The 18676-nt window shown below is 71.5% G+C and carries 20 protein-coding genes, 1 tRNA gene and 1 pseudogene; 17 read left to right on the forward strand and 5 right to left on the reverse strand.

What is annotated here, in order from left to right; all coding sequences use genetic code 11:
* From DN069_RS13515 to DN069_RS13540, 7 genes are all read left to right on the forward strand, one after another.
* Window positions 1–505 (forward strand): molybdopterin oxidoreductase family protein (locus tag DN069_RS13515; protein ID WP_279387897.1); only part of this gene is annotated, 505 nt, incomplete at its 5' end.
* A gap of 7 nt (window positions 506–512) precedes the next feature.
* A complete protein-coding gene (locus DN069_RS13520; RefSeq protein ID WP_111501200.1) occupies window positions 513–1163 on the forward strand; it encodes a 4Fe-4S dicluster domain-containing protein in 651 nt (216 codons plus the stop codon).
* Window positions 1160–1807 (forward strand): QcrA and Rieske domain-containing protein, encoded by a 648-nt coding sequence (locus DN069_RS13525; RefSeq protein WP_111501201.1) that lies wholly within the window; start codon window positions 1160–1162, stop codon window positions 1805–1807. The genes DN069_RS13520 and DN069_RS13525 overlap by 4 nt, the downstream gene beginning before the upstream one ends.
* Before the next feature lie 6 nt (window positions 1808–1813).
* On the forward strand, window positions 1814–2218 hold the full coding sequence (locus DN069_RS13530; protein WP_243639179.1) for a hypothetical protein: 405 nt from the start codon (window positions 1814–1816) through the stop codon (window positions 2216–2218).
* A 31-nt stretch (window positions 2219–2249) separates the two neighbouring features.
* Window positions 2250–2705: an MFS transporter gene (locus DN069_RS41515; RefSeq protein ID WP_243639180.1), complete on the forward strand. Its 456-nt coding sequence runs from the start codon at window positions 2250–2252 to the stop codon at window positions 2703–2705.
* A 51-nt stretch (window positions 2706–2756) separates the two neighbouring features.
* The gene (locus DN069_RS41520) at window positions 2757–3098 is read left to right on the forward strand and encodes an MFS transporter (protein ID WP_243639182.1); all 342 of its coding nucleotides are present in this window, start codon (window positions 2757–2759) and stop codon (window positions 3096–3098) included.
* A gap of 28 nt (window positions 3099–3126) precedes the next feature.
* A complete protein-coding gene (locus DN069_RS13540) occupies window positions 3127–3345 on the forward strand; it encodes a hypothetical protein (RefSeq protein ID WP_111501202.1) in 219 nt (72 codons plus the stop codon).
* A 27-nt stretch (window positions 3346–3372) separates the two neighbouring features.
* On the opposite strand, the gene mscL is transcribed toward DN069_RS13540, so the two are convergent.
* The 4 genes from mscL to DN069_RS13560 form a co-directional block, all read right to left on the reverse strand.
* Window positions 3373–3804 (reverse strand): large conductance mechanosensitive channel protein MscL, encoded by a 432-nt coding sequence (gene mscL, locus DN069_RS13545; RefSeq protein ID WP_111501203.1) that lies wholly within the window; start codon window positions 3802–3804, stop codon window positions 3373–3375.
* Window positions 3805–4315: 511 nt separating this feature from the next.
* Window positions 4316–5191 carry an S-methyl-5'-thioadenosine phosphorylase gene (locus DN069_RS13550; protein WP_111501204.1) on the reverse strand — a complete coding sequence of 292 codons (876 nt, stop codon included), beginning with the start codon at window positions 5189–5191 and terminating at the stop codon, window positions 4316–4318.
* Window positions 5192–5219: 28 nt separating this feature from the next.
* On the reverse strand, window positions 5220–5546 hold the full coding sequence (locus DN069_RS13555) for an FmdB family zinc ribbon protein (protein ID WP_111501205.1): 327 nt from the start codon (window positions 5544–5546) through the stop codon (window positions 5220–5222).
* 94 nt (window positions 5547–5640) lie between these two features.
* Window positions 5641–7107 carry a potassium/proton antiporter gene (locus DN069_RS13560; RefSeq protein ID WP_243639188.1) on the reverse strand — a complete coding sequence of 489 codons (1467 nt, stop codon included), beginning with the start codon at window positions 7105–7107 and terminating at the stop codon, window positions 5641–5643.
* Between the two features lie 302 nt (window positions 7108–7409).
* On the opposite strand from DN069_RS13560, the gene DN069_RS13565 reads away from it, so the two are divergent.
* A complete protein-coding gene (locus DN069_RS13565; protein ID WP_111501207.1) occupies window positions 7410–10250 on the forward strand; it encodes a penicillin acylase family protein in 2841 nt (946 codons plus the stop codon).
* Between the two features lie 120 nt (window positions 10251–10370).
* Here the strand turns inward: DN069_RS13565 and DN069_RS13570 are convergent, their stop codons facing one another.
* Entirely contained in the window at window positions 10371–10955 is a 585-nt protein-coding gene (locus tag DN069_RS13570) for a 5-formyltetrahydrofolate cyclo-ligase (RefSeq protein WP_111501208.1), read from the reverse strand.
* Window positions 10956–11007: 52 nt separating this feature from the next.
* Between DN069_RS13570 and DN069_RS13575 the strand changes: the two genes are divergently transcribed.
* The 9 genes and pseudogenes from DN069_RS13575 to DN069_RS13615 all read left to right on the forward strand — a co-directional run bounded on the left by DN069_RS13575 (window position 11008) and on the right by DN069_RS13615 (window position 18630).
* Entirely contained in the window at window positions 11008–11706 is a 699-nt protein-coding gene (locus DN069_RS13575; protein WP_111501209.1) for a GGDEF domain-containing protein, read from the forward strand.
* Complete coding sequence (locus DN069_RS13580; RefSeq protein ID WP_111501210.1) at window positions 11703–12656, forward strand: UTP--glucose-1-phosphate uridylyltransferase; 954 nt, start codon at window positions 11703–11705, stop codon at window positions 12654–12656. Before DN069_RS13575 ends, DN069_RS13580 begins: the two co-directional genes overlap by 4 nt.
* 31 nt (window positions 12657–12687) lie before the next feature.
* The gene (gene glp, locus DN069_RS13585) at window positions 12688–14079 is read left to right on the forward strand and encodes a molybdotransferase-like divisome protein Glp (RefSeq protein WP_111501211.1); all 1392 of its coding nucleotides are present in this window, start codon (window positions 12688–12690) and stop codon (window positions 14077–14079) included.
* Window positions 14080–14295: 216 nt separating this feature from the next.
* A pseudogene (moaC, locus tag DN069_RS13590) lies at window positions 14296–14721 on the forward strand (cyclic pyranopterin monophosphate synthase MoaC); the annotation flags it as partial.
* A gap of 92 nt (window positions 14722–14813) precedes the next feature.
* Window positions 14814–15332, forward strand: coding sequence for a MogA/MoaB family molybdenum cofactor biosynthesis protein (locus DN069_RS13595; protein ID WP_111501212.1), 519 nt, complete (start codon window positions 14814–14816; stop codon window positions 15330–15332).
* Complete coding sequence (locus tag DN069_RS13600; protein WP_111501213.1) at window positions 15329–15961, forward strand: GNAT family N-acetyltransferase; 633 nt, start codon at window positions 15329–15331, stop codon at window positions 15959–15961. Before DN069_RS13595 ends, DN069_RS13600 begins: the two co-directional genes overlap by 4 nt.
* Before the next feature lie 78 nt (window positions 15962–16039).
* A complete protein-coding gene (gene sepX / locus DN069_RS13605; protein ID WP_111501214.1) occupies window positions 16040–17212 on the forward strand; it encodes a divisome protein SepX/GlpR in 1173 nt (390 codons plus the stop codon).
* A 46-nt stretch (window positions 17213–17258) separates the two neighbouring features.
* Window positions 17259–17332 (forward strand) — tRNA-Ala (locus DN069_RS13610).
* Between the two features lie 272 nt (window positions 17333–17604).
* The gene (locus DN069_RS13615; RefSeq protein ID WP_243639186.1) at window positions 17605–18630 is read left to right on the forward strand and encodes an acetylserotonin O-methyltransferase; all 1026 of its coding nucleotides are present in this window, start codon (window positions 17605–17607) and stop codon (window positions 18628–18630) included.
* Window positions 18631–18676: the final 46 nt, after the last annotated feature.

An 18676-nucleotide genomic window follows, 5' to 3' on the forward strand; every position in this document is an offset into this window, starting at 1 on the left:
GGAGTGGCACGAGCCGGCGGACGCCTTCGACGAGGACTACCCGATGCGGCTCACCACCGGGCGGACCGTGGCGCACTACTTGTCCGGCAACCAGACCCGCCGGCTCGGCGCGCTGGTGGAGCAGACCCCGCGGCCCTGGGTCGAGGTGCATCCCTCGCACGGCTACCGCACCGGTGACCCGGTCCGGGTCGTCACCCGGCGCGGCAGCGAGGTCTTCCCCGCCCTGGTGACCGAGGCCATCCGCCCCGACCACGTCTTCGTGCCGTACCACTGGCCGGTGCCGACGGCCGCCAACGCGCTGACCATCGACGCCCTGGACCCGCGCTCGAAGATCCCCGAGTACAAGGTCTGCGCCTGCCGGATCGAGCGTGCCGCGCAGGTGGACGAGGTGCCGGTGCCGCCGACCCCGCCCGGCCGCCCCGCCTACCCGGAGGCCCAGGCCTCCCGGACCACCACCCGGCCGCCGTCCTCCTCCCAGGGGCGCGGTACCGGCGAAGGGAGCTGACGCCGCCATGATGGGCCGCACCCTGTTCATCGACCCGGGCCGTTGCATCGGCTGTCAGGCCTGTGTGTCCGGCTGCCGCGAGTGCGACTCGCACCGGGGCAAGTCGATGATCCACCTGGACTACACCGACGAGGGCCGCTCGGTCGCCTCGCAGCCGACGGTCTGCATGCACTGCGAGGACCCGGTGGCGCCCTGCGCCGAGGTGTGCCCGGCCGAGGCGATCCTGATCACGCCCGACGGCGTGGTCCACGAGGCCGATCCGACCCGCTGTATCGGGTGCGCGAACTGCGTCAACGCCTGCCCGTTCGGGGTGCCCAAGATCGACCTGGAGGCGAAGCTCCAGCTCAAGTGCAATATGTGCTACGACCGCACCGAGCTGGGCCTGGCCCCGATGTGCGCGACGGTCTGCCCGACCGGTGCGCTGTTCTACGGCACGCTGGAGGAGCTCCAGGCGGACCGCCCCGGGGCCACCGTGTCGAACTGGTTCGAGTTCGGCGACGTCCGGATCACCACCGGCGCCGCGATGGTCGTCCCCCGGGACCGCGACGACCGCCCGGTTCCCGGCGGCCTGCCGCTGGTCTCCGTGAACGGCCGGGACCTGCCCGGTGCCGGCGCCACCCGCGCCCCCGGACCGGCCGGCGGAGGTGCGGCCGCATGACGGACGAACAGCACCCGGGCGACGCGGACGGCTCGGCCGTGGACGAGACCGCTGCCGAGGAGCGGAGCCGGCTCCAGGACCGGCTCAGCGCCGACTCCCTGACGAGCCGCAGGGACTACCTGCGGGTGATGGCCACCGTGTCGGGCGGGCTCGTCGTCGGGTCCGTCGCCGTCTCGGCCGGGGTGCTGCCCCGGCACGGCGACGCCGCGGCCGCGGACGTCCAGCCCCTGAAGGTCGTCGACCGGCTGCGGCGGGGGCAGGCGGTCACGTTCGCCTACCCCACCGAGCACGACCGCGCCATCGCCATCCGGCTCCAGGACGGCACGCTGGTGGGCTACTCCACCGTGTGCACCCACCTCGCCTGCGGAGTGCTGTGGCGCGAGGACCGCGGGGCCGAGGGGGAGCTGTACTGCCCCTGCCACGAGGGCGCCTTCGAGCCGCGCGAGGGAGCCGTGGTGCAGGGCCCGCCACCGCGCGGCCTGCCGAAGGTGCTACTGGCGGAGCGGACCGACGGGAGTGTCTGGGCCATCGGCACGGCCTACTCCGACGAGAGCCGGCTCCACGCGGCCTGCCGTGAGCTGAACGCCAAGGACTCCGGTGTCCGTCTCGGCCACGTGGCCTGCCCCAATTCCGCGAGGAGCTGACCCGCCATGGCACATCCGGCCGACCGTCCCGAGGAGTTCAGGAGCGATTCCGCTCTCGGCGCCGCGGCACCGTGGAGCGCCCCGGGCAGTGTCCAGCCGCGACTGAACCGCCCTGTGGCCGACAGGTATCCGCAGATCCGCCCCACCAGCGGCTACGGAGACTCCCGCATCCGTCGCAGCGGCCCCGGTCCGGGGGCCGGTACGGACCACGACCCCGAGCGTTCGGCGATGCTCACCGGCCGGCTGGTCGTGGTGCTCAGCGTCGTCGTCGGCCAACTGTGGGCGCTGGGCGTCGGCGTGGACGCGTGGATGCAGGGCCACACCTCGACCGCCTGGTGGTGCACCGGCTTCGAGGGCCTGTCCTTCCTGATCGCCCTGGCCGCCTGGCGGTTCGGCCCGACCGACCACTGATCCCGACCGCGAGCCCAAGGAGCCGACCGAGATGACGGTGACCCAGGCCCGGGGACGGGCCGACACCTACCGCCCCGGAACGACCATCAACGTATGGCATCCGGAAGACCCCTCCTTCTGGCAGTCCGCCGGTTCCAGGGTGGCCGCGCGCAATCTGTGGGTCTCCGTGCCGGCGCTGATGCTGGCCTTCGTGGTCTGGCAGGTCTGGTCGGTGACGGTGGTGCAGCTGAGCAAGGTGGGCTTCACCTTCTCGGAGTCGCAGAAGTTCTGGCTGACCGCGATCCCCGGACTCACCGGTGGACTGGGGCGCCTCTTCTACACGTTCATCGGGCCGGTCGTCGGTGAGCGCCGCTTCACCGCGTTCAGCACGATCATCCTGGTGGGCCCCCTGCTCTGGCTGGGCTTCGCGGTGCAGCACCCCTCGACGCCCTACGGGGTGATGGTATGCCTGGGTCGGGCCCGTTCGTCGGCACGGCAGCCTCGCTGATCGTGGTCATCAACGCGGTGCCCTCGGGGAGCGACGAGGGCAACTTCTGGTGTGTTCTACGTCGGCTTCCTGTGCGCCTTCGTGTTCTCGGGAATCGGCAACGGCTCGACGTTCCGGCAGATCCCGGTGATCTTCCTCAACCAGCACCGGTCGGCGGCGGCCGGGAAGGGGGAGGCGGCGCTGGCCGAGGCCCAGAGGCAGGCGGAGATGGAGTCCGGAGCGGTGATCGGCTTCAGCGCCTCGATCGCGGCCTTCGGCTTCTTCTTCATCCCCGCGATGTTCGCGATCTTCGCGGTCACGGCGTCGCTGTGGGTGTTCGTCGTGTACTACGCCCTCTGTCTGGGCGTGTGCTGGTGGTTCTACGCCCGGCCGGGCGCGGAGGCCCCGAGCTGATCGAGACCGGCTCGCCTACCCTGGACGCGTGAGTGATGGCGACAGGAGCAGTGCGCAGCAGGCCGGCGAGAGCGACGCGCGGCGGGCCGAGCGGGCCAGGCGAAGGATCGTCTTCGACGACCCGGTGAGCGGCCGCAGCCGGGACGACTCGGACGCCGGCTGGGGTGGAGAGCGCGGCGAGGGCTCGCGGGACCGGGACAAGGACTGGTACCTGAGCGAGACCCCGCCGCACCACGGGGAGAAGTGACGGGGGAGCGCCGGGGGCGCGTCGGTCTCAGTCGCGTTGGGAGACGAGCAGGTCGCGGATCTCGCCGAGGAGCGCCACCTCGGTGACCTCCGGCGAGCTGGACTCCTGGGCCGGCACCTCCTTCTTGGCCATGTAGCGCTTGAGCATCGCGTTCATTGGCAGAACGAGGCAGAAGTAGACCACCGCGGCGGTGATCACGAAGCTGAGTGCCGCGCCGAGGACCGAGCCCCACTGGATGAGGACACCGTCGATCTTGCCGGTCGACTTGTCCACCAGGCAGGTGCCCTTGATGCAGGTCGAGTACGCGTTGAGGTCCTGCGTACCGAAGGCGCCGACCACCGGGTTGATGACCCCGTCGACGATCGAGTTGATGATCTTGGTGAATGCGGCGCCGATGACCACGGCCACCGCGAGGTCCACGACGTTGCCGCGGAGCAGGAATGCCTTGAAGCCCTTCATGGGCACCGAAAGCTACGGGAGTTCCGTGGGCGACCGGGCACACGGGAAATCACCCGCGCGGAGCCGTGGCCGCCACGGTCCCCGGCTCCACCTGAGGAAACGTTCCGGACGGAGCATGGGCGCGCGCGCTCGCGGCCGCGCCTTTTTCACCCGATCCGGGGATCTGTCGTAGGGAACCGACGGCGAGTGTCGTCGCCGCGACGAGGAGGCCGGCCGCGATCGGCCCGGGGCGCCGTCGCACCGGTGTGGGCAGCCGATGCCGGCCGCGGCCCGCGAAGATCGGCGGGAAGGACGCGATGCAGTAGGTGGGCGGGATGGAGAGCGACACGTTGGCCTCCGGGGTGGGGGACCCCCGCCGGAGCGGGGGTCGCTGTGCCCACCACGGTGCCCTCGCCCGGCGACCCGACCAAGCAGGGCGCCCACAGCCTGTGGACAACCGGCCCCTGTGGAAAACATTTCCACGCTCGAGTGAAGCTGTCCGAAGGGGGTTCCCTCCCGGTCGGACCGCCTCCTAGGCTGCGTCGTGGGAGTCCGGTTCCACTCCCAGACCGGTGGTCATCCCGTCCAGTGCGTGAACGCAGAGACAGTCGCGTTCCTCCGTCTTGGGCAGGGCCGCCACCGTGGCCGCCAGCACGCCGCGCAGCCGGTCGATGTTGCGGCCGAACTCGGCCAGGACCTCCGCGTGCGTCACGCCCTGGCCCGTCTCCACACCCGCGTCAAGGTCCGTCACCAGCGCGATCGAGGTGTAACAGAGCGCCAGCTCACGGGCCAGGACGGCCTCCGGGTGGCCGGTCATCCCCACCACCGACCAGCCCTGGGAGCTGTACCAGCGCGATTCGGCCCGGGTGGAGAAGCGCGGGCCCTCGATCACGACCATCGTGCCGCCGTCGACGGGCGGCCAGCCCGAGGCTTGGGCGCCGGCGAGTGCCGCCGCCCGGCCGCGCGGGCAGTACGGATCGGCGGCGGAGACGTGCACCACCTCGGGGGTGACCCCGTCGGCCCGGGGCAGGCCGTCGTAGAAGGTCTGCACCCGGCCCGAGGTCCGGTCCACGAACTGGTCGGGCACCAACAGGGTGCCGGGGCCGTACTGGGGGCGCAGGCCGCCTGTCGCACACGGGCCGAGCACCTGCCGGACGCCGAGCGATCGCAGGGCCCAGAGATTGGCCCGGTAGTTGATCGCGTGCGGGGGGATCCGGTGGGCTCGCCCGTGGCGGGGGAGAAACGCCACACGACGCCCCGCGAACTCGCCCACGAGAAGGGCGTCGCTCGGAGCGCCGTAAGGAGTGTCGACGACAACCTCGTCGAGGTCGTCCACCAGGGCGTAGAGCCCCGTGCCGCCGATGATGCCGACCTCGGCCGTGGCCGCGACTGGTGACTGGTCTGTCATGCGCCGCAGCGTAGCCGGGGGAGCCGGCTCAGGCGGCGGAACCCGACGAGCCGGAGCCGGACGAGGATGACGTCGACGAGGACGAGGAAGAGCTCGAGGAGGACGTCGACGAGGACGCGCTCGACGACGCGGCGGAGCCCGACGACGCGGAGTTCGACGAGATGCTGCTGCTCGACGAGGAGCGGCTGTCGGTCCGGTAGAAGCCGGAGCCCTTGAAGACCACGCCCACCGCGGAGAAGATCTTGCGCAGCTTGCCGCCGCACTCGGGGCACTCGGTCAGTGCGGCGTCCGAGAACTTCTGGACGGCCTCGAGGCCGTTGCCGCACGCGGTGCACTGGTACTGGTACGTCGGCACTTGTTTCCTCCTGGCACTCTAAGGCTGTGAGTGCTAACGATCCTCAATGATGCTGCATTCCCGGTCGATAAGTCCACTGATCGGGGTGTGAGGCTCAGTACTCTCCGCGGGTACCGCTGAGCCAGCCCGCCAGCTTTCCGCCCCGGTCGACGGCACGCAGCCGCCGTTCCGCCCGGTCGCGGACCTGGTCGGTGGCGACCACGAGCAGGTCGTCGCCGTGCCGCAGCGAGGTCGTCGGGCCGGGCACGAAGCTCGCTCCCTCGCGCACCACCAGGGTCACCGCCGCGCCCTTCGGCAGGCGCAGCTCGCTCACCTCGACGCCCGCCAGTCGGGACTCCGGGCCGATCGAGACCGAGAGCAGGTGCCCGTGCAGCCGCTCCAGCGGAGCGGACTCGACCTCGAGGTCGTCGGCGTGGGCGGTGTCCGAGATCCGCAGCACCCTGGCGACGAGCGGCAGGGTCGGGCCCTGGATCAGGGTGAACACCACGACGAGCAGGAACACGGTGTTGAACAGCTGCCCGGCACCGGGCACCGCGTGCACGACCGGGATGGTCGCCAGCACGATCGGGACGGCCCCGCGCAGGCCGGCCCAGCTCAGCAGCGCCTGCTCGCGCCACGCCACCCGGAACGGGGTGAGCGTCAGCAGTACCGAGAGCGGTCGGGCCACGAGCACCAGCACCAGGCCGACCACCAGGGCGGGCACCACTGCGTCGCCCATCGTCCGGGGGTTCACCAGCAGGCCCAGCATGACGAACATGCTGATCTGGGCGATCCAGGCCAGACCCTCGGCGAAGCCGCGGGTGGCCGGCCCATGCGGCAGCTTCGCGTTGCCCAGCACCAGGGCGCACACGTATACGGCCAGGAAGCCCGAGCCGTGGCCCAGGGCCCCGCCCGCATAGGCGAGCAGCGTGAGGGCCACCACCGCGATCGGGTAGAGGCCGGAGGAGGGCAGGGCCACCCGGCGCAGGGCGAGCGCCCCCAGGCGGCCCACGATCAGTCCGACCGCCGAACCGATGGCCAGCTCCAGCAGCACGGTGCCGATCAGGACCCACCAGGAGTCGATCGGTCCGGCCGTCGCGAAGGCCACGGCCAGGATCACCACCGGGGCGTCGTTGAATCCGGACTCCGCCTCCAACAGGCCGCTCAGCCGGGCTGGCAGGGGCACGCGACGCAGGACCGAGAAGACCGCCGCCGCGTCCGTGGAGGAGACCACGGCGCCCATGAGCAGGGAGATGCGCCAGTCGCTGCCGGTCAGCACGTGCGCCCCGACGGCGACCACGCCGACGCTGACCGCGGTGCCGACGGTGGCGAGCACGGCGGCCGCGGGGACGGTGGGTCTGATGTCGTGCCAGCGGGTGCCGAGACCACCCTCGGCCAGGATCACCACCAATGCCGCATAGCCCAGCACCTGGGCCAGTTGGGCGTCATTGAAGGTGATGCCGGCTATGCCGTCCTGGCCGAGCAGGACCCCGATCCCCAGGTAGATGAGCAGGCTGGGGAGCCCGCTGCGGGAGGAGAGCCGGACCGCGGCCACGGCCACCAGCAATACCAGCGAGAACATCAGGAGCAGCAGGTCGAGCCGGTGGACGGACACTCAGGGGCACCTCGCGCCGCAGAATCGTTGCTTCCATTTGATTGGAGCAAGATTTTACCGTTCTCCCACTTGGAACTCTCGGCTCGTCCACAACCTGGGCAGTCACCAGGGAGGGAGTGGACGGCCAGGTGAGCCGTGTCCCGGGGGCGTACCGGCCGCCCCTCCAAGCGCCCGCGCACCACCGGTTCCGGTTCGGGTGTTAGCGTCAGCACCGCCGCCTTGCCCGGCGACCCGTCGCGGTACAGTCACTGCCCCTCACAAGGACCCTGATGCCCCGCTCCAAGAAGTCCCGCCGTCTGCGCCTGCTGGTAGTGCTGGTCGTGCTGCTACTGGTGGCCGGTGTCGGGGTCGGCGGCTGGTACGGCGTGCAGCAGGTGCACGCCTCCGACCCGCAGACCACCGGCAGTATCCAGCTCAAGGGCCTGACCGGCTCAGTCGAGGTCATCCGCGACGACAAGGGCATCCCCCAGGTCTACGCCTCCAGCCCCGACGACCTGTTCATGGCTCAGGGGTACGTGCAGGCGCAGGACCGGTTCTGGCAGATGGACGTGAACCGGCACATCACCTCCGGCACGCTCGCCTCGATGTTCGGCTCCGGGCAGGTGCAGACGGACGCCTTCATCCGCACCATGAACTGGCGCGGGGTGGCCCAGCAGGAGTGGGACTCCAAGCTCTCGGCGACCACCAAGGAATACCTGTCGGCCTACACCAAGGGCGTCAACGCCTGGCTCGCCCAGCACCCGGGTGGCGCCGGAGCGTCCCTGGAGTACGGGCTGCTCGGCGTCGCCTACGGCGGCTACAAGCCGGCCCAGTGGACGGAGGTCGACTCGGTCTCCTGGCTCGAGGCGATGGCCTGGGACCTGAGCGGCAACATGCAGCAGGAGATCGACCGTTCACTGCTGGCCGGGACCTTCTCCGCGCAGCAGATCGACCAGCTCTATCCGTCGTACCCGACGAGCAACGGCGACATCGTCTCCAAGCCCGGCGACGTGAACAAGGACGGCAAGTACGTCCCGGGTGACGGCACGAAGACGGCCCCCGGCGGAACCACGACGGCCGGGACGGCCGCGGCGTCGACCAAGGGGACGGGGGCCACGGGCAACGGGGCGACTGTTCCCGCCGCCTACAAGACCGCCGACAAGCCGGCCGCCCAGGGCGCGCAGCAGGCGGCTCTCGCCCTCTCCGACAACCTGTCCGTGCTGCCGACCATGCTCGGCCGGCCGGGCGTCGCCGGCATCGGCTCCAACTCCTGGGTGGTGGCGGGCAAGTACACCACCACGGGCCAGCCGCTGCTGGCGAACGACCCGCACCTGGCACCCGGCATCCCGTCCATCTGGTACCAGATGGGCCTGCACTGCACGACGGTCTCCGCCGCGTGTCCGTTCGACGTCACCGGGTTCACCTTCCCCGGCATGCCCGGCGTGATCATCGGTCACAACCAGAACATCGCCTGGGGCTTCACCAACGTCGGCGCCGACGTCCAGGACCTCTACCTGGAGCAGGTCAACAGCGACGGCACCTACCTGCTCGACGGTCAGAACGTCCCCTTCGTCACCCGCCAGGAGGTCATCAAGGTGGCGGGGGGCTCGGACCAGACCATCACGGTCCGCAGCACCAAGGACGGCATGCCGGTCATCTCCGACCACGACACCCAGGAGCAGAGCGTCGGCGTCAGCGCGCCGGTCGACGGCTCGGCCCCGCCGCGCGGCGGCGGCTACGCCATCGCGCTCAAGTGGACGGCGCTGACCCCGAACAACACCATGGACGCCGTCTTCTCCCTGGACAAGGCGACCGACTTCGGTGACTTCCGCACCGCGGCCGCCGACTTCGCGGTCCCCGCGCAGAACCTGGTCTACGCGGACACCAAGGGCAACATCGGCTACCAGATGCCCGGCAACATCCCGGTCCGCCCGGCCGTCGCCGGCACGGCCTCGGACGGCACCTATCCGCAGCCTGGCTGGGACTCGCACTACCAGTGGGTCCAGGAGAACGGGCACGACAAGTACCTCTCCTTCAACTCCCTGCCCTGGGAGGAGAATCCGACCTCCGGCTTCATCGTGACGGCGAATCAGCCCGTGGACCTGTCGTACAAGTACCTGGTCACCAAGGACTGGGACTACGGCACCCGCGCCGCGCAGATCACCTCGCTGATCAAGGGCAAGCTGGCCGGCGGCGGCAAGATCTCGCCCGAGGACATGGCCTCGATCCAGCAGGACGACACCAGCGTCTTCGCCAAGACCCTGGTGCCCTACCTGCTCAAGATCCCGATCAACGAGACCTACTACAAGCAGGCACAGGATCTGCTGCGCGGCTGGAACTACCAGCAGGACTCGGGCTCGGCGGCCGCCGCCTACTACAACGCGGTCTGGTCCAACCTGCTGCACCTGGCCTTCGACGAGAAGTTCCCGGCCGAGGTGCGCAGCACCACCGACTGCATCATGGTCGTGCCCGCCGACAAGGCCGGCATTCCGCAGGACGACGTCAACGGCAAGGCCCAGCGGGTCCGCACCTGCGGTCTTCGGGACGACATCACCGCGCAGCCGGACGGCGGCGACCAGTGGACGTCGGTGGTCACCAAGATGCTGACCGATCCCACCAACGAGTGGTGGAACTGGACCGACGACAACGGCAAGCAGTGGCAGGGCATGGACACCCTGCTCAAGCAGGCCATGATCGACGCGCGCAAGCAGCTGACCTCGCTCATGGGCAAGGACATCACCACCTGGAGCTGGGGCCGCATCCACACCCTGCAGCTCAAGGAGCGCACCCTCGGCACCGACGACTCCTCTATCGCCTCGGGCCTCGTCCACTGGCTGCTCAACCGCGGCCCGTACGAGATCAATGGCGGCAGCGCCGCGGTCGACGCGGCCAGCTGGAACGCGGCCAACGGCTACACGGTCGACGAGGCGCCGTCGATGCGGATGGTCGTCAACCTGTCCGACTTCGACTCCTCCCACTGGATCAACATCGGGGGAGCCTCCGGGCACGCGTTCAGCGCGCACTACGAGGACCAGATGCAGCTCTGGGTCGACGGCGAAATGCTCACCTGGCCCTACACCCACCAGGCCGTCGACGCGGTGGCGAAGGACAAGCTGACGCTGAACCCGTAGCGGCACGGTGGTCGGTCGACCGCGGTGGTTGGGGGCGTGGGGAGCGGTGCTGCTTCCCACGCCCCTGCCGATTCCGGGCATGGACATCTCCGGGGCCCGGACCTGTCAGGGCCCCGGACGTCAGTCGAAACGGACCGTGCGCCCCGGCGTGACCACCGCGTCGACCGGCCGGTCGTGCGGCTCGGCAGGCAGGCCGGGGACGAGCTCGGTGTCGAAGAGCAGCGTCACCAGCCGCGCGGCGGAGCCGGCGGCCGCGAGGCGGGCCAGGACCCGGTCGTAGCTGCCGCCGCCGCGTCCGAGCCGGACGCCCGTGGCGGGGTCGACCGCCAGGCCCGGGAGCAGCACCAGGTCGGCCGTGACGACCGCGTCCGGGCCGAGGCGCGGCCCGGACGGTTCGAGCAGGCCCAGCCGGGCCGGAACGAGCCCCTCGGCGCCCTCGTAGGCGGCCCAGTCCAGGTCGTTGTCGGGCAGCAGCACCGGCAGCAGCACCAGGACCCCGTCCGCGCGCAGCGCGTCCAGCAGCGGGCGCGTCCCGGGCTCGGAGCCCATAGAGACGTAGCAGGCGACCGTGCGCGCCTTCGCCGCCGAGACGAGCGCACGGGCCGATCCGGCCAGCGCGTTCGACGCCGCGTCCCGCGCCCCGGGTGACATTTCGGCGCGTTCGGCGAGAAGCCGTGACCTCAGCGCTTTCTTCTCGTTCAACATCGGATGGGACGGCCTTCCGTCTCGTTACCGGCCTGCACTGCGGAGGGACGACATGCCGCCCGTCCTCGCGGACATCCTCGCTGCTCTCTGCCTCCCCGCGCTGCTCGCCGTGGCAGTGCTGCGGCGTGGCCGGGCGGGGGTGCGCGCCGAGGTGGCGGCGCAGGCGGCGGAGCTCGCGGAGCTGCGCGCGGGGCGGACGGAGCTGGAGCGGACCTCCTGCACGGACGCGATGACCGGGGTGTGGAACTACCGCTACCTGCAGTTGTCGCTGGACCGGGAGATCGCGCGCTGCAAGCGGCGTCCGGCGGAGCGGGTGCTGGCGGTGCTGCTGCTGGAGATCGACGGCTTCGGCGAGATCCGGCGCGAGCACGGCTACCAGCGTGCCGGCGCGGTGCTCCGCGACCTCGCCCAGCGGCTCGCGATGGAGGTCCGCGAGGAGGACGTGTTCGGCCGCTACGGCGGCGAGGAGTTCCTGGTCCTGCTGCCGGACACCGACGCGGCCGGGGCCAGGACGGTGGCCGACCGGCTGGCGTGGACGGTCCGCCGGCATCCGCTGGCCCTGCCGTCGGTGCCGGTGCTCGTGGGCGAGAGCGGTGCTCTCCCCGGCAACGGACTCAGCGCGCGCGTGGGGATCGGCCTGCTACCGCAGGACGGTTCGCATGCGGCACTTCTGCTCCGGGCCGCTGACAAGTCGTTGACAGCGGAGAGATATCCGGCGGACACACAGGGGAAGCTAGAGTCATCCGTATGACGAAAGCACGTGCGCGCCAGATCTCCAAGGCGGTCATCCCGGCTGCCGGACTCGGCACCCGCTTCCTCCCGGCCACCAAAGCGACCCCGAAGGAGATGCTGCCGGTTGTCGACAAGCCGGCCATCCAGTACGTGGTGGAGGAGGCAGCGTCGGCCGGTCTGACCGACGTGCTGATGATCACCGGTCGGAACAAGCGTCCCCTGGAGGACCACTTCGACCGCGCGTACGAGCTGGAGGAGCAGCTCGCCCGCAAGGGTGACCAGGTCAAGCTTGACCGGGTCCGTGAATCGAGCGAGCTCGCGACCATGCACTACGTCCGCCAGGGCGACCCCAAGGGCCTCGGCCACGCCGTCCTGTGCGCCGAGCCGCACGTCGCGGACCAGCCGTTCGCGGTCCTGCTCGGTGACGACCTGATCGACCCGCGGGACCCGCTGCTCTCCAAGATGATCGAGGTCCAGAGCGAGCTCGGCGGCAGCGTCGTCGCGCTCATCGAGGTCGACCCCGCGCTGGCGCACCTCTACGGCTGCGCCTCGATCCGCCCGGCCGAGTACCACGGCCCGCACGGCGCCGACGAGGACGTCGTCCGGATCACCGACCTCGTCGAGAAGCCCGCTCCCGGCGAGGCCCCCAGCAACTACGCCGTCATCGGACGGTACGTGCTCGACCCGAGCGTCTTCGACGTGCTGCACGACACCCCGCCCGGCAAGAACGGCGAGATCCAGCTGACCGACGCGCTGCGGGTGCTCTCCCAGCGCACCCCCGGTCGCGGTGGCCCAGTGCACGGGGTGGTCTTCCGCGGCCGTCGCTACGACACCGGCGACAAGGGCGACTACCTGCGGGCGATCGTCCGCCTCGCGTGCGAGCGTGAGGACCTGGGCCCCGAGTTCCGCGCCTGGCTGAAGGAGTTCGTCGGCAACGGCGAGCTGGACGGCCAGGCGGAGAAGCTCTGACCCGCACCGCACGACCATGGGGGAACGCACCATGACCGACCTGCAGGCGCACCACGGACCCGACCACGGGCACGGAGACCGTCACGGGCACGGAGACCACCACGACCACGGGGCTGGTCTCGCGGACCCGTGTGCCGCGGAGTCCGGTGCGGAGCGCCAGTGGAGCGTGGACGAGCACCTCGCCCAGGTGCTCGCGGCCGTCGCGCCGCTGCCGCCGCTCGAGCTGCAGCTGCTGGAGGCCCAGGGTTGCGTGACCGTGGAGGACGTCGTCTCCGCGGTCGCCCTGCCGCCGTTCGACAACAGCTCCATGGACGGCTACGCGGTGCGGGTCGCCGACCTCGCGGGCGCCACCAAGGACTACCCGTCCGTGCTCACCGTGGTCGGTGACGTCGCCGCGGGTGCCGCGTCGCTGCCGGTCATCGGCCCGGGGCAGTGTGCGCGGATCATGACCGGGGCGCCGCTGCCGCCCGGTGCGGAGGCGGTGGTGCCGGTCGAGTGGACCGACGCCGGCACCGGCTCCGGCGAGGCCGCGACGACCATGGCCCCGCAGGGGGCCGAGCCGGTCGCCACCGGCGAGGTGCGGATCTTCCAGTCGGCCGAGGCCGGAGCCTTCGTGCGCCGTCGCGGCGAGGACATCAGGGTCGGCCAGGCGCTGCTGCCGGCCGGCACCCGGCTCGGGCCGACGCAGATCGGGCTGCTGGCCGCGACCGGCCACGACCAGGTGCGGGTGCGCCCGCGCCCCCGTGTGGTGGTGCTGTCGACGGGCAGCGAGCTCGTGCCGCCGGGCGCGAAGCTCGGCCCCGGCCAAATCCCCGACTCCAACAGCTTCGCCCTCACCGCCGCCGCACGGGACGCCGGTGCGCTCGCCTTCCGCGTCGGCGGGGTGCCGGACGAGGCGGAGCGGCTGCGCGAGATCATCGACGACCAGCTGATCCGCGCCGACCTGATCGTGACCAGCGGCGGCGTCAGTGTCGGCGCGTACGACGTGGTCAAGGAGGCGCTCGGCGAGCGGATCTCCTTCCGCAAGCTGCGGATGCAGCCCGGCAAGCCGCAGGGCTTCGGCGTGCTGGACGGCTCGGACGGTGGCGTGCCGATGCTCGCGCTGCCGGGCAACCCGGTCAGTGCCTACATCTCCTTCGAGCTGTTCGTCCGGCCCGCGATCCTGAAGATGCTCGGCGCGACCGAGATCCACCGTCGCGAGGTGACGGCGCGTCTGACGGAGCCGGTGGGCTCGTCCCCGGCCGGCCGCCGCCAGTTCCTGCGCGCCGCCTACGACGCCGAGGCGGGCACGGTGACGCCGGTGGGCGGCTCGGGTTCGCACCTGCTCGGCGCGCTGGCCCAGGCCAACGCGCTGCTGGTGGTCGACGAGGAGACCACGGCGCTCGAAGCCGACGCCGAGGTGCACGCGATCCTGCTCGACTGACCGCCCCGCCAGGGGTGGCCTTCGGCCCGGGCGGAGGCCTGCGGAGGCCTTACGGGCGGGAAACCGTTCCCGTTGCCGATGGGACGCTTCGGCCGGGCAGCGATACCCTGACGCCGCAGCCTCGCCGTCACGATCGCAGGAGCGCCAGTGCACAGCACCAACCCCGTTCCGTCCGGGTCCGGGTTGACTCACGTCGACGCCTCGGGCGCGGCCCGCATGGTGGACGTCTCCGAGAAGGCGACGACGGCACGGACCGCGCGTGCGACCGGGCGGGTGCTGGTCTCGCCGCGGGTGGTGGAGCTGCTGCGCGGTGAGGGCGTGCCCAAGGGCGACGCCCTGTCGGTGGCGCGGATCGCGGGGATCATGGGGGCCAAGCGCACGCCCGACCTGATCCCGCTGTGTCACCCCATCGCCGTCTCCGGCGTGACGGTGGACCTGGTCGTGGTCGACGACGCCGTCGAGATCTCCGCGACGGTCCGCACCGCGGACCGCACCGGCGTCGAGATGGAGGCGCTCACCGCGGTGGCGGTCGCCGGGCTGACCGTGATCGACATGGTCAAGGCCGTCGACAAGGGCGCGAGGATCGACGCCGTGCAGGTCGAGGAGAAGACCGGCGGCAAGAGCGGCGACTGGCACCGCGCCGATCTCACCGGTCGCGCGGGCCTCGCCGACGCCGCCGGCCACGCCGCTGGCGCGAGCCGGAACGCGGGCGCCCAGGGGACGGGAGCGCAGTCATGATCCGTGCCTTCGTCCTCACCGTCTCGAACCGGGCTCACGCCGGCGTCTACGAGGACCGCGGTGGGCCGATCCTGGCCGCCGGCCTGGCCGAGCTCGGCTGCATGGTGGTCGGGCCGGTGGTGGTGCCGGACGGCGACCCGGTCCTGATAGCGCTGCGCAAGGCCGTCGCGGACGGCTACGACGTCGTGGTCACCACCGGGGGTACGGGCCTCACCCCGCTGGACCTCACTCCCGAGATGACGCAGCAGGTGATCACCAGGCCGGTGCCGGGCATCGCCGAGGCGATCCGCGCCTACGGGCGCGAGAACGGCGTGCCGACGGCAGCCCTCTCCCGAGGTCTGTCCGGTCTGGCCGGCACGACGCTGATCGTGAACCTGCCGGGCTCGACCGGCGGGGTCAAGGACGGGCTGGCCGTGCTGCGGCCGCTGCTGACCCACGCCGTCGACCAGGTCCGCGGTGGCGACCACGCGCCCCGGGCGCCCAGGGGCGCCGACGGGAGAGGGGGCCCGCACTGAACGCCTTCTGGCCGGTCGAGTTGCGGGAGGGGCCGGTCGGGCTGCGCCCGATCCGGGTGCGCGACCAACGGGTCTGGCAGGACGTCAGCCGCCGCAACCGGGACTGGCTGCGCCGCTGGGAGGCCACGGTGCCGCCGCCCCCGCCCGGCCATCCGCAGAACCCGCGTCCGACCTACCGTCAGATGGTGCGGTTCCTGCGGGCGGAGGCCAACGCCGGGCGCATGCTGCCGTTCGTCGTCACATACGAGGGCACGCTGGTCGGGCAGCTCACCGTGGGTGGAATCACCTGGGGCTCGATGTGTTCGGCGAATATCGGTTACTGGGTCGACCAGGGCCATGCCGGACGCGGAATCATTCCGGCCGCCGTCGCGCTCGCGTCCGACTACTGCTTCCGCACCATGGGCCTGCACCGGATCGAGATCTGCATCCGTCCCGAGAATCTGCCGAGCCGCCGTGTGGTCGAGAAACTCGGTTTTCGGGAGGAGGGTCTTCGCCCACGCTATCTCCACATCGACGGCGGCTGGCGGGACCACCTCGTGTACGCGCTGACGGTGGACGAGGTGCCGGACGGATTGCTCGCGCGATGGCGCGGCAACAGTGGAATCCAGAGCCATCACCACCATAAATAGGTCGATATGAACATGATTCAGCGACACACCGCCCGAAATGGCCAGCAGGCCGTCCTTCACGCCCGTACGGTGTGAAGCGTGAGCAGTAGTGGCCTCATTTACGCGGTGATCGTCGGGGCCTGGGCCGCGTATCTGGTTCCCATGTGGCTCCGCCGTCAGGACGAGCTCAACGAGGCGCGACCGACGGAGCGATTCAGCACGGCCATCCGGCTGCTGTCCGGACGTGCGGCGATGGAGCGGAAGATCTCCCGGCAGATGGAGGAGACCCAGCCGCTCGCACTGCCGACCCCGCTTCCGGAGGCGCCTGCGCGGCCTGCCTCCGCGGCGGCGGTGGACGCGCGCCCTGCCGCTGTTCCGTCGCCGGCGGACGCCTCCCGTCGACGTGCCGCGCTGCTGGCCCGGCGCCGACGCATGGTCGTGATCCTCTTCGTGGCCTTCACGGCCGGGATGGTCGTCGCGGCCGTGGGCGGCATCGCGCTGCTCTGGATCCCGGCTGTGCCGGCCGTGCTCTTCTCGCTCTACATCGCGCAGATGCGCCGCCAGGAGCACCGCCGCTACGAGGTCAAGCTCGACCGGCGCCGCGCGGTGGAGGCGGCCCAGCGCGTGCGCCAGCAGGCGGCCGCCCGGCGCGAGGCCGAGACGGTCGCGGTGCGGTCCGACGCGAGTCGGGGAGCGCGGGCTCCGCGCGCGTCGGCCGAGTCGCCGCACGCCGCTCCTCGCAGCCAGGCCAACCCCGCCAATCCCGCGGGCCCGGCCACCCCGGCTGAGCCGACCAACCCCGGGAGCCCGGCGCGTGAGGCCGACCACGCCGGGGGCCGCGGTGCGGGCCACGGTGCCCGGCCCACCACCTCCGGCACCGGAACGCTCGGCAAGGGAACGGTGAGCACCGGCCGCGCGGAACCGTGGGCGGACGACGACCGCCCGGAGCACGCGGCTGCCGCCGGGGCGGCCGCGTCCCCTGCGGACGAGGGCTGGGACCCCGTCCCGGTCCCGCTGCCCACGTACGTCACCGCGCCGGTCGCCCCTCGGGCGACCCTGGGGCTGGACCTGTCCGCGCCGGACACCTACTCCGCGGCCCGCGGTCGCCAGGCCCGACCGGCCGAGCGGACGCCGGTGGCCCAGCCGAATCAGCAGACGCCGCCGGCGCAGCAGGCCCGGCCGAACCCGGCCCCCCGCCGTCCCGCGCCCAAGCCGGCCACCCCGCTCTTCGACCAGTACGCGGACGACACCCCACGCGCCGCCAACGAGTAACCCGTGCGCAAGCACCCCTTCGGACCTGCTAGAGTTTCTTCTCGTTGGGGCTGTGGCGCAGTCCGGTAGCGCACCTCGTTCGCATCGAGGGGGTCAGGGGTTCGAATCCCCTCAGCTCCACCCAACGCAGAGGCCCTGCCCGAGAAATCGGGCAGGGCCTCTGTCGTTTCCCTGTCGTTTCGCCGCCCGGGGCGATTCGTCCGTGCACGAGTGTGATGCGCGTCATACGGGTATCTGGATGTCGGGGGACGTGCGGCGCAGCCGGATCGCAGGCGTGTCGAAGCCTGACGGTGCGTAAGCCGACCGATCATGGGGTTCCGCTCCTGATTCCGTGCCCCGGAGGTCTCAGAGGTCTCGGAAGCATCGGGAGTCTGCGCCAACCGGAGGTCGACGTGCTGCTCCGTGTGTCCTGCCCCACCGACGTGCTGGAACTGGGCACGTCCTTCTACGCCGCCAAGGTGCTGCTCGCCGCCGTCGAGCTCGGCGTCTTCGAGGCGCTGGCCGACGGTCCGCTGCCCGCGCGGCGGCTGCACACGGAGTGCGGGCTGCATCCGCGTACGGCGCGGGACTTCCTGGACGTGCTGGTCAGCCTGGGTCTGCTGGAGCGCAGCGACATCCTGCAGCCACAGCCCGTGTACGCGCTGACGCCCGTCGCCGAGGCCGGCCTGGTGCGGGGGCGGCCCGAGTACGTCGGCGACTTCCTCACCCTGGCCGACCGGCGCTCGTATCCCCTGTGGGGGCACCTGACCGACACCCTGCGGACCGGCGAGCCGGGACCCGGGCTCGACGACAGGGACCTCTTCGACGCCGTCTACGCGGACCCGAAGCAGGCGTCGATCTACCCCGCCGCGATGTCGAGCCTCTCCGCGCCCGCGATCGTCGCGCTGGCGGAGGTGTTCCCCTGGGCGGACCAGCGCACCGTGTGCGACGTCGGGGCGTCCCGCGGCGCGCTGCTGGTCCACCTCACGCGCCGGTTCCCGCAGTTGGAGGGGCTCGGGTTCGATCTGCCGGACGTGGCGCCGATGTTCGCCGAGTACGTGGAGCAGGCGGGAGTCGGCGAGCGGGTCCGGTTCGTGCCCGGCGACTTCTTCGCGGACCAGCTGCCCAGCGCGGACGTGCTGGTGATGGGCCACATCCTGCACGACTGGAACCTGGAGACGAAGCGGATGCTCCTCGACAAGGCGCACAAGGCGCTGCGTCCGGACGGCACGCTGGTCATCTACGAGACCCTGATCGACGACGAGCGGCGCAGCAACACCTTCGGTCTGCTGATGAGCCTCCACATGGCGCTCCGCACCCGCGGCGGCTTCGACTACACCGCCGCCGACGCCCGCTCCTGGCTCCTGGACGCGGGCTTCCGCGACGTCCGCGTCCAGCACCTCGTCGGCGCCCACTCGGCCCTGATCGCCACCGCCTGACCGGCCGGCACCGCCTGACTGGCGACGACCGCCTGCCCGGCCACGA

This window comes from Streptacidiphilus pinicola (assembly GCF_003258295.1).
Lineage (GTDB): Bacteria > Actinomycetota > Actinomycetes > Streptomycetales > Streptomycetaceae > Streptacidiphilus > Streptacidiphilus pinicola.

Excerpts from the sequence above, each read along its gene's own strand:
- DN069_RS13530 (WP_243639179.1), top strand. The coding sequence starts at position 1,814 with ATGGCACATCCGGCCGACCGTCCCGAGGAGTTCAGGAGCGATTCCGCT.
- DN069_RS13575 (WP_111501209.1), top strand. The coding sequence starts at position 11,008 with ATGCCGCCCGTCCTCGCGGACATCCTCGCTGCTCTCTGCCTCCCCGCG.
- glp (WP_111501211.1), top strand. The coding sequence starts at position 12,688 with ATGACCGACCTGCAGGCGCACCACGGACCCGACCACGGGCACGGAGAC.
- DN069_RS13525 (WP_111501201.1), top strand. The coding sequence starts at position 1,160 with ATGACGGACGAACAGCACCCGGGCGACGCGGACGGCTCGGCCGTGGAC.
- DN069_RS13550 (WP_111501204.1), bottom strand. The coding sequence starts at position 5,191 with ATGACAGACCAGTCACCAGTCGCGGCCACGGCCGAGGTCGGCATCATC.
- DN069_RS13595 (WP_111501212.1), top strand. The coding sequence starts at position 14,814 with ATGATCCGTGCCTTCGTCCTCACCGTCTCGAACCGGGCTCACGCCGGC.
- DN069_RS41515 (WP_243639180.1), top strand. The coding sequence starts at position 2,250 with ATGACGGTGACCCAGGCCCGGGGACGGGCCGACACCTACCGCCCCGGA.
- DN069_RS13560 (WP_243639188.1), bottom strand. The coding sequence starts at position 7,107 with ATGTTCTCGCTGGTATTGCTGGTGGCCGTGGCCGCGGTCCGGCTCTCC.
- DN069_RS13570 (WP_111501208.1), bottom strand. The coding sequence starts at position 10,955 with ATGTTGAACGAGAAGAAAGCGCTGAGGTCACGGCTTCTCGCCGAACGC.
- DN069_RS13580 (WP_111501210.1), top strand. The coding sequence starts at position 11,703 with ATGACGAAAGCACGTGCGCGCCAGATCTCCAAGGCGGTCATCCCGGCT.
- DN069_RS13520 (WP_111501200.1), top strand. The coding sequence starts at position 513 with ATGATGGGCCGCACCCTGTTCATCGACCCGGGCCGTTGCATCGGCTGT.
- mscL (WP_111501203.1), bottom strand. The coding sequence starts at position 3,804 with ATGAAGGGCTTCAAGGCATTCCTGCTCCGCGGCAACGTCGTGGACCTC.
- DN069_RS13565 (WP_111501207.1), top strand. The coding sequence starts at position 7,410 with ATGCCCCGCTCCAAGAAGTCCCGCCGTCTGCGCCTGCTGGTAGTGCTG.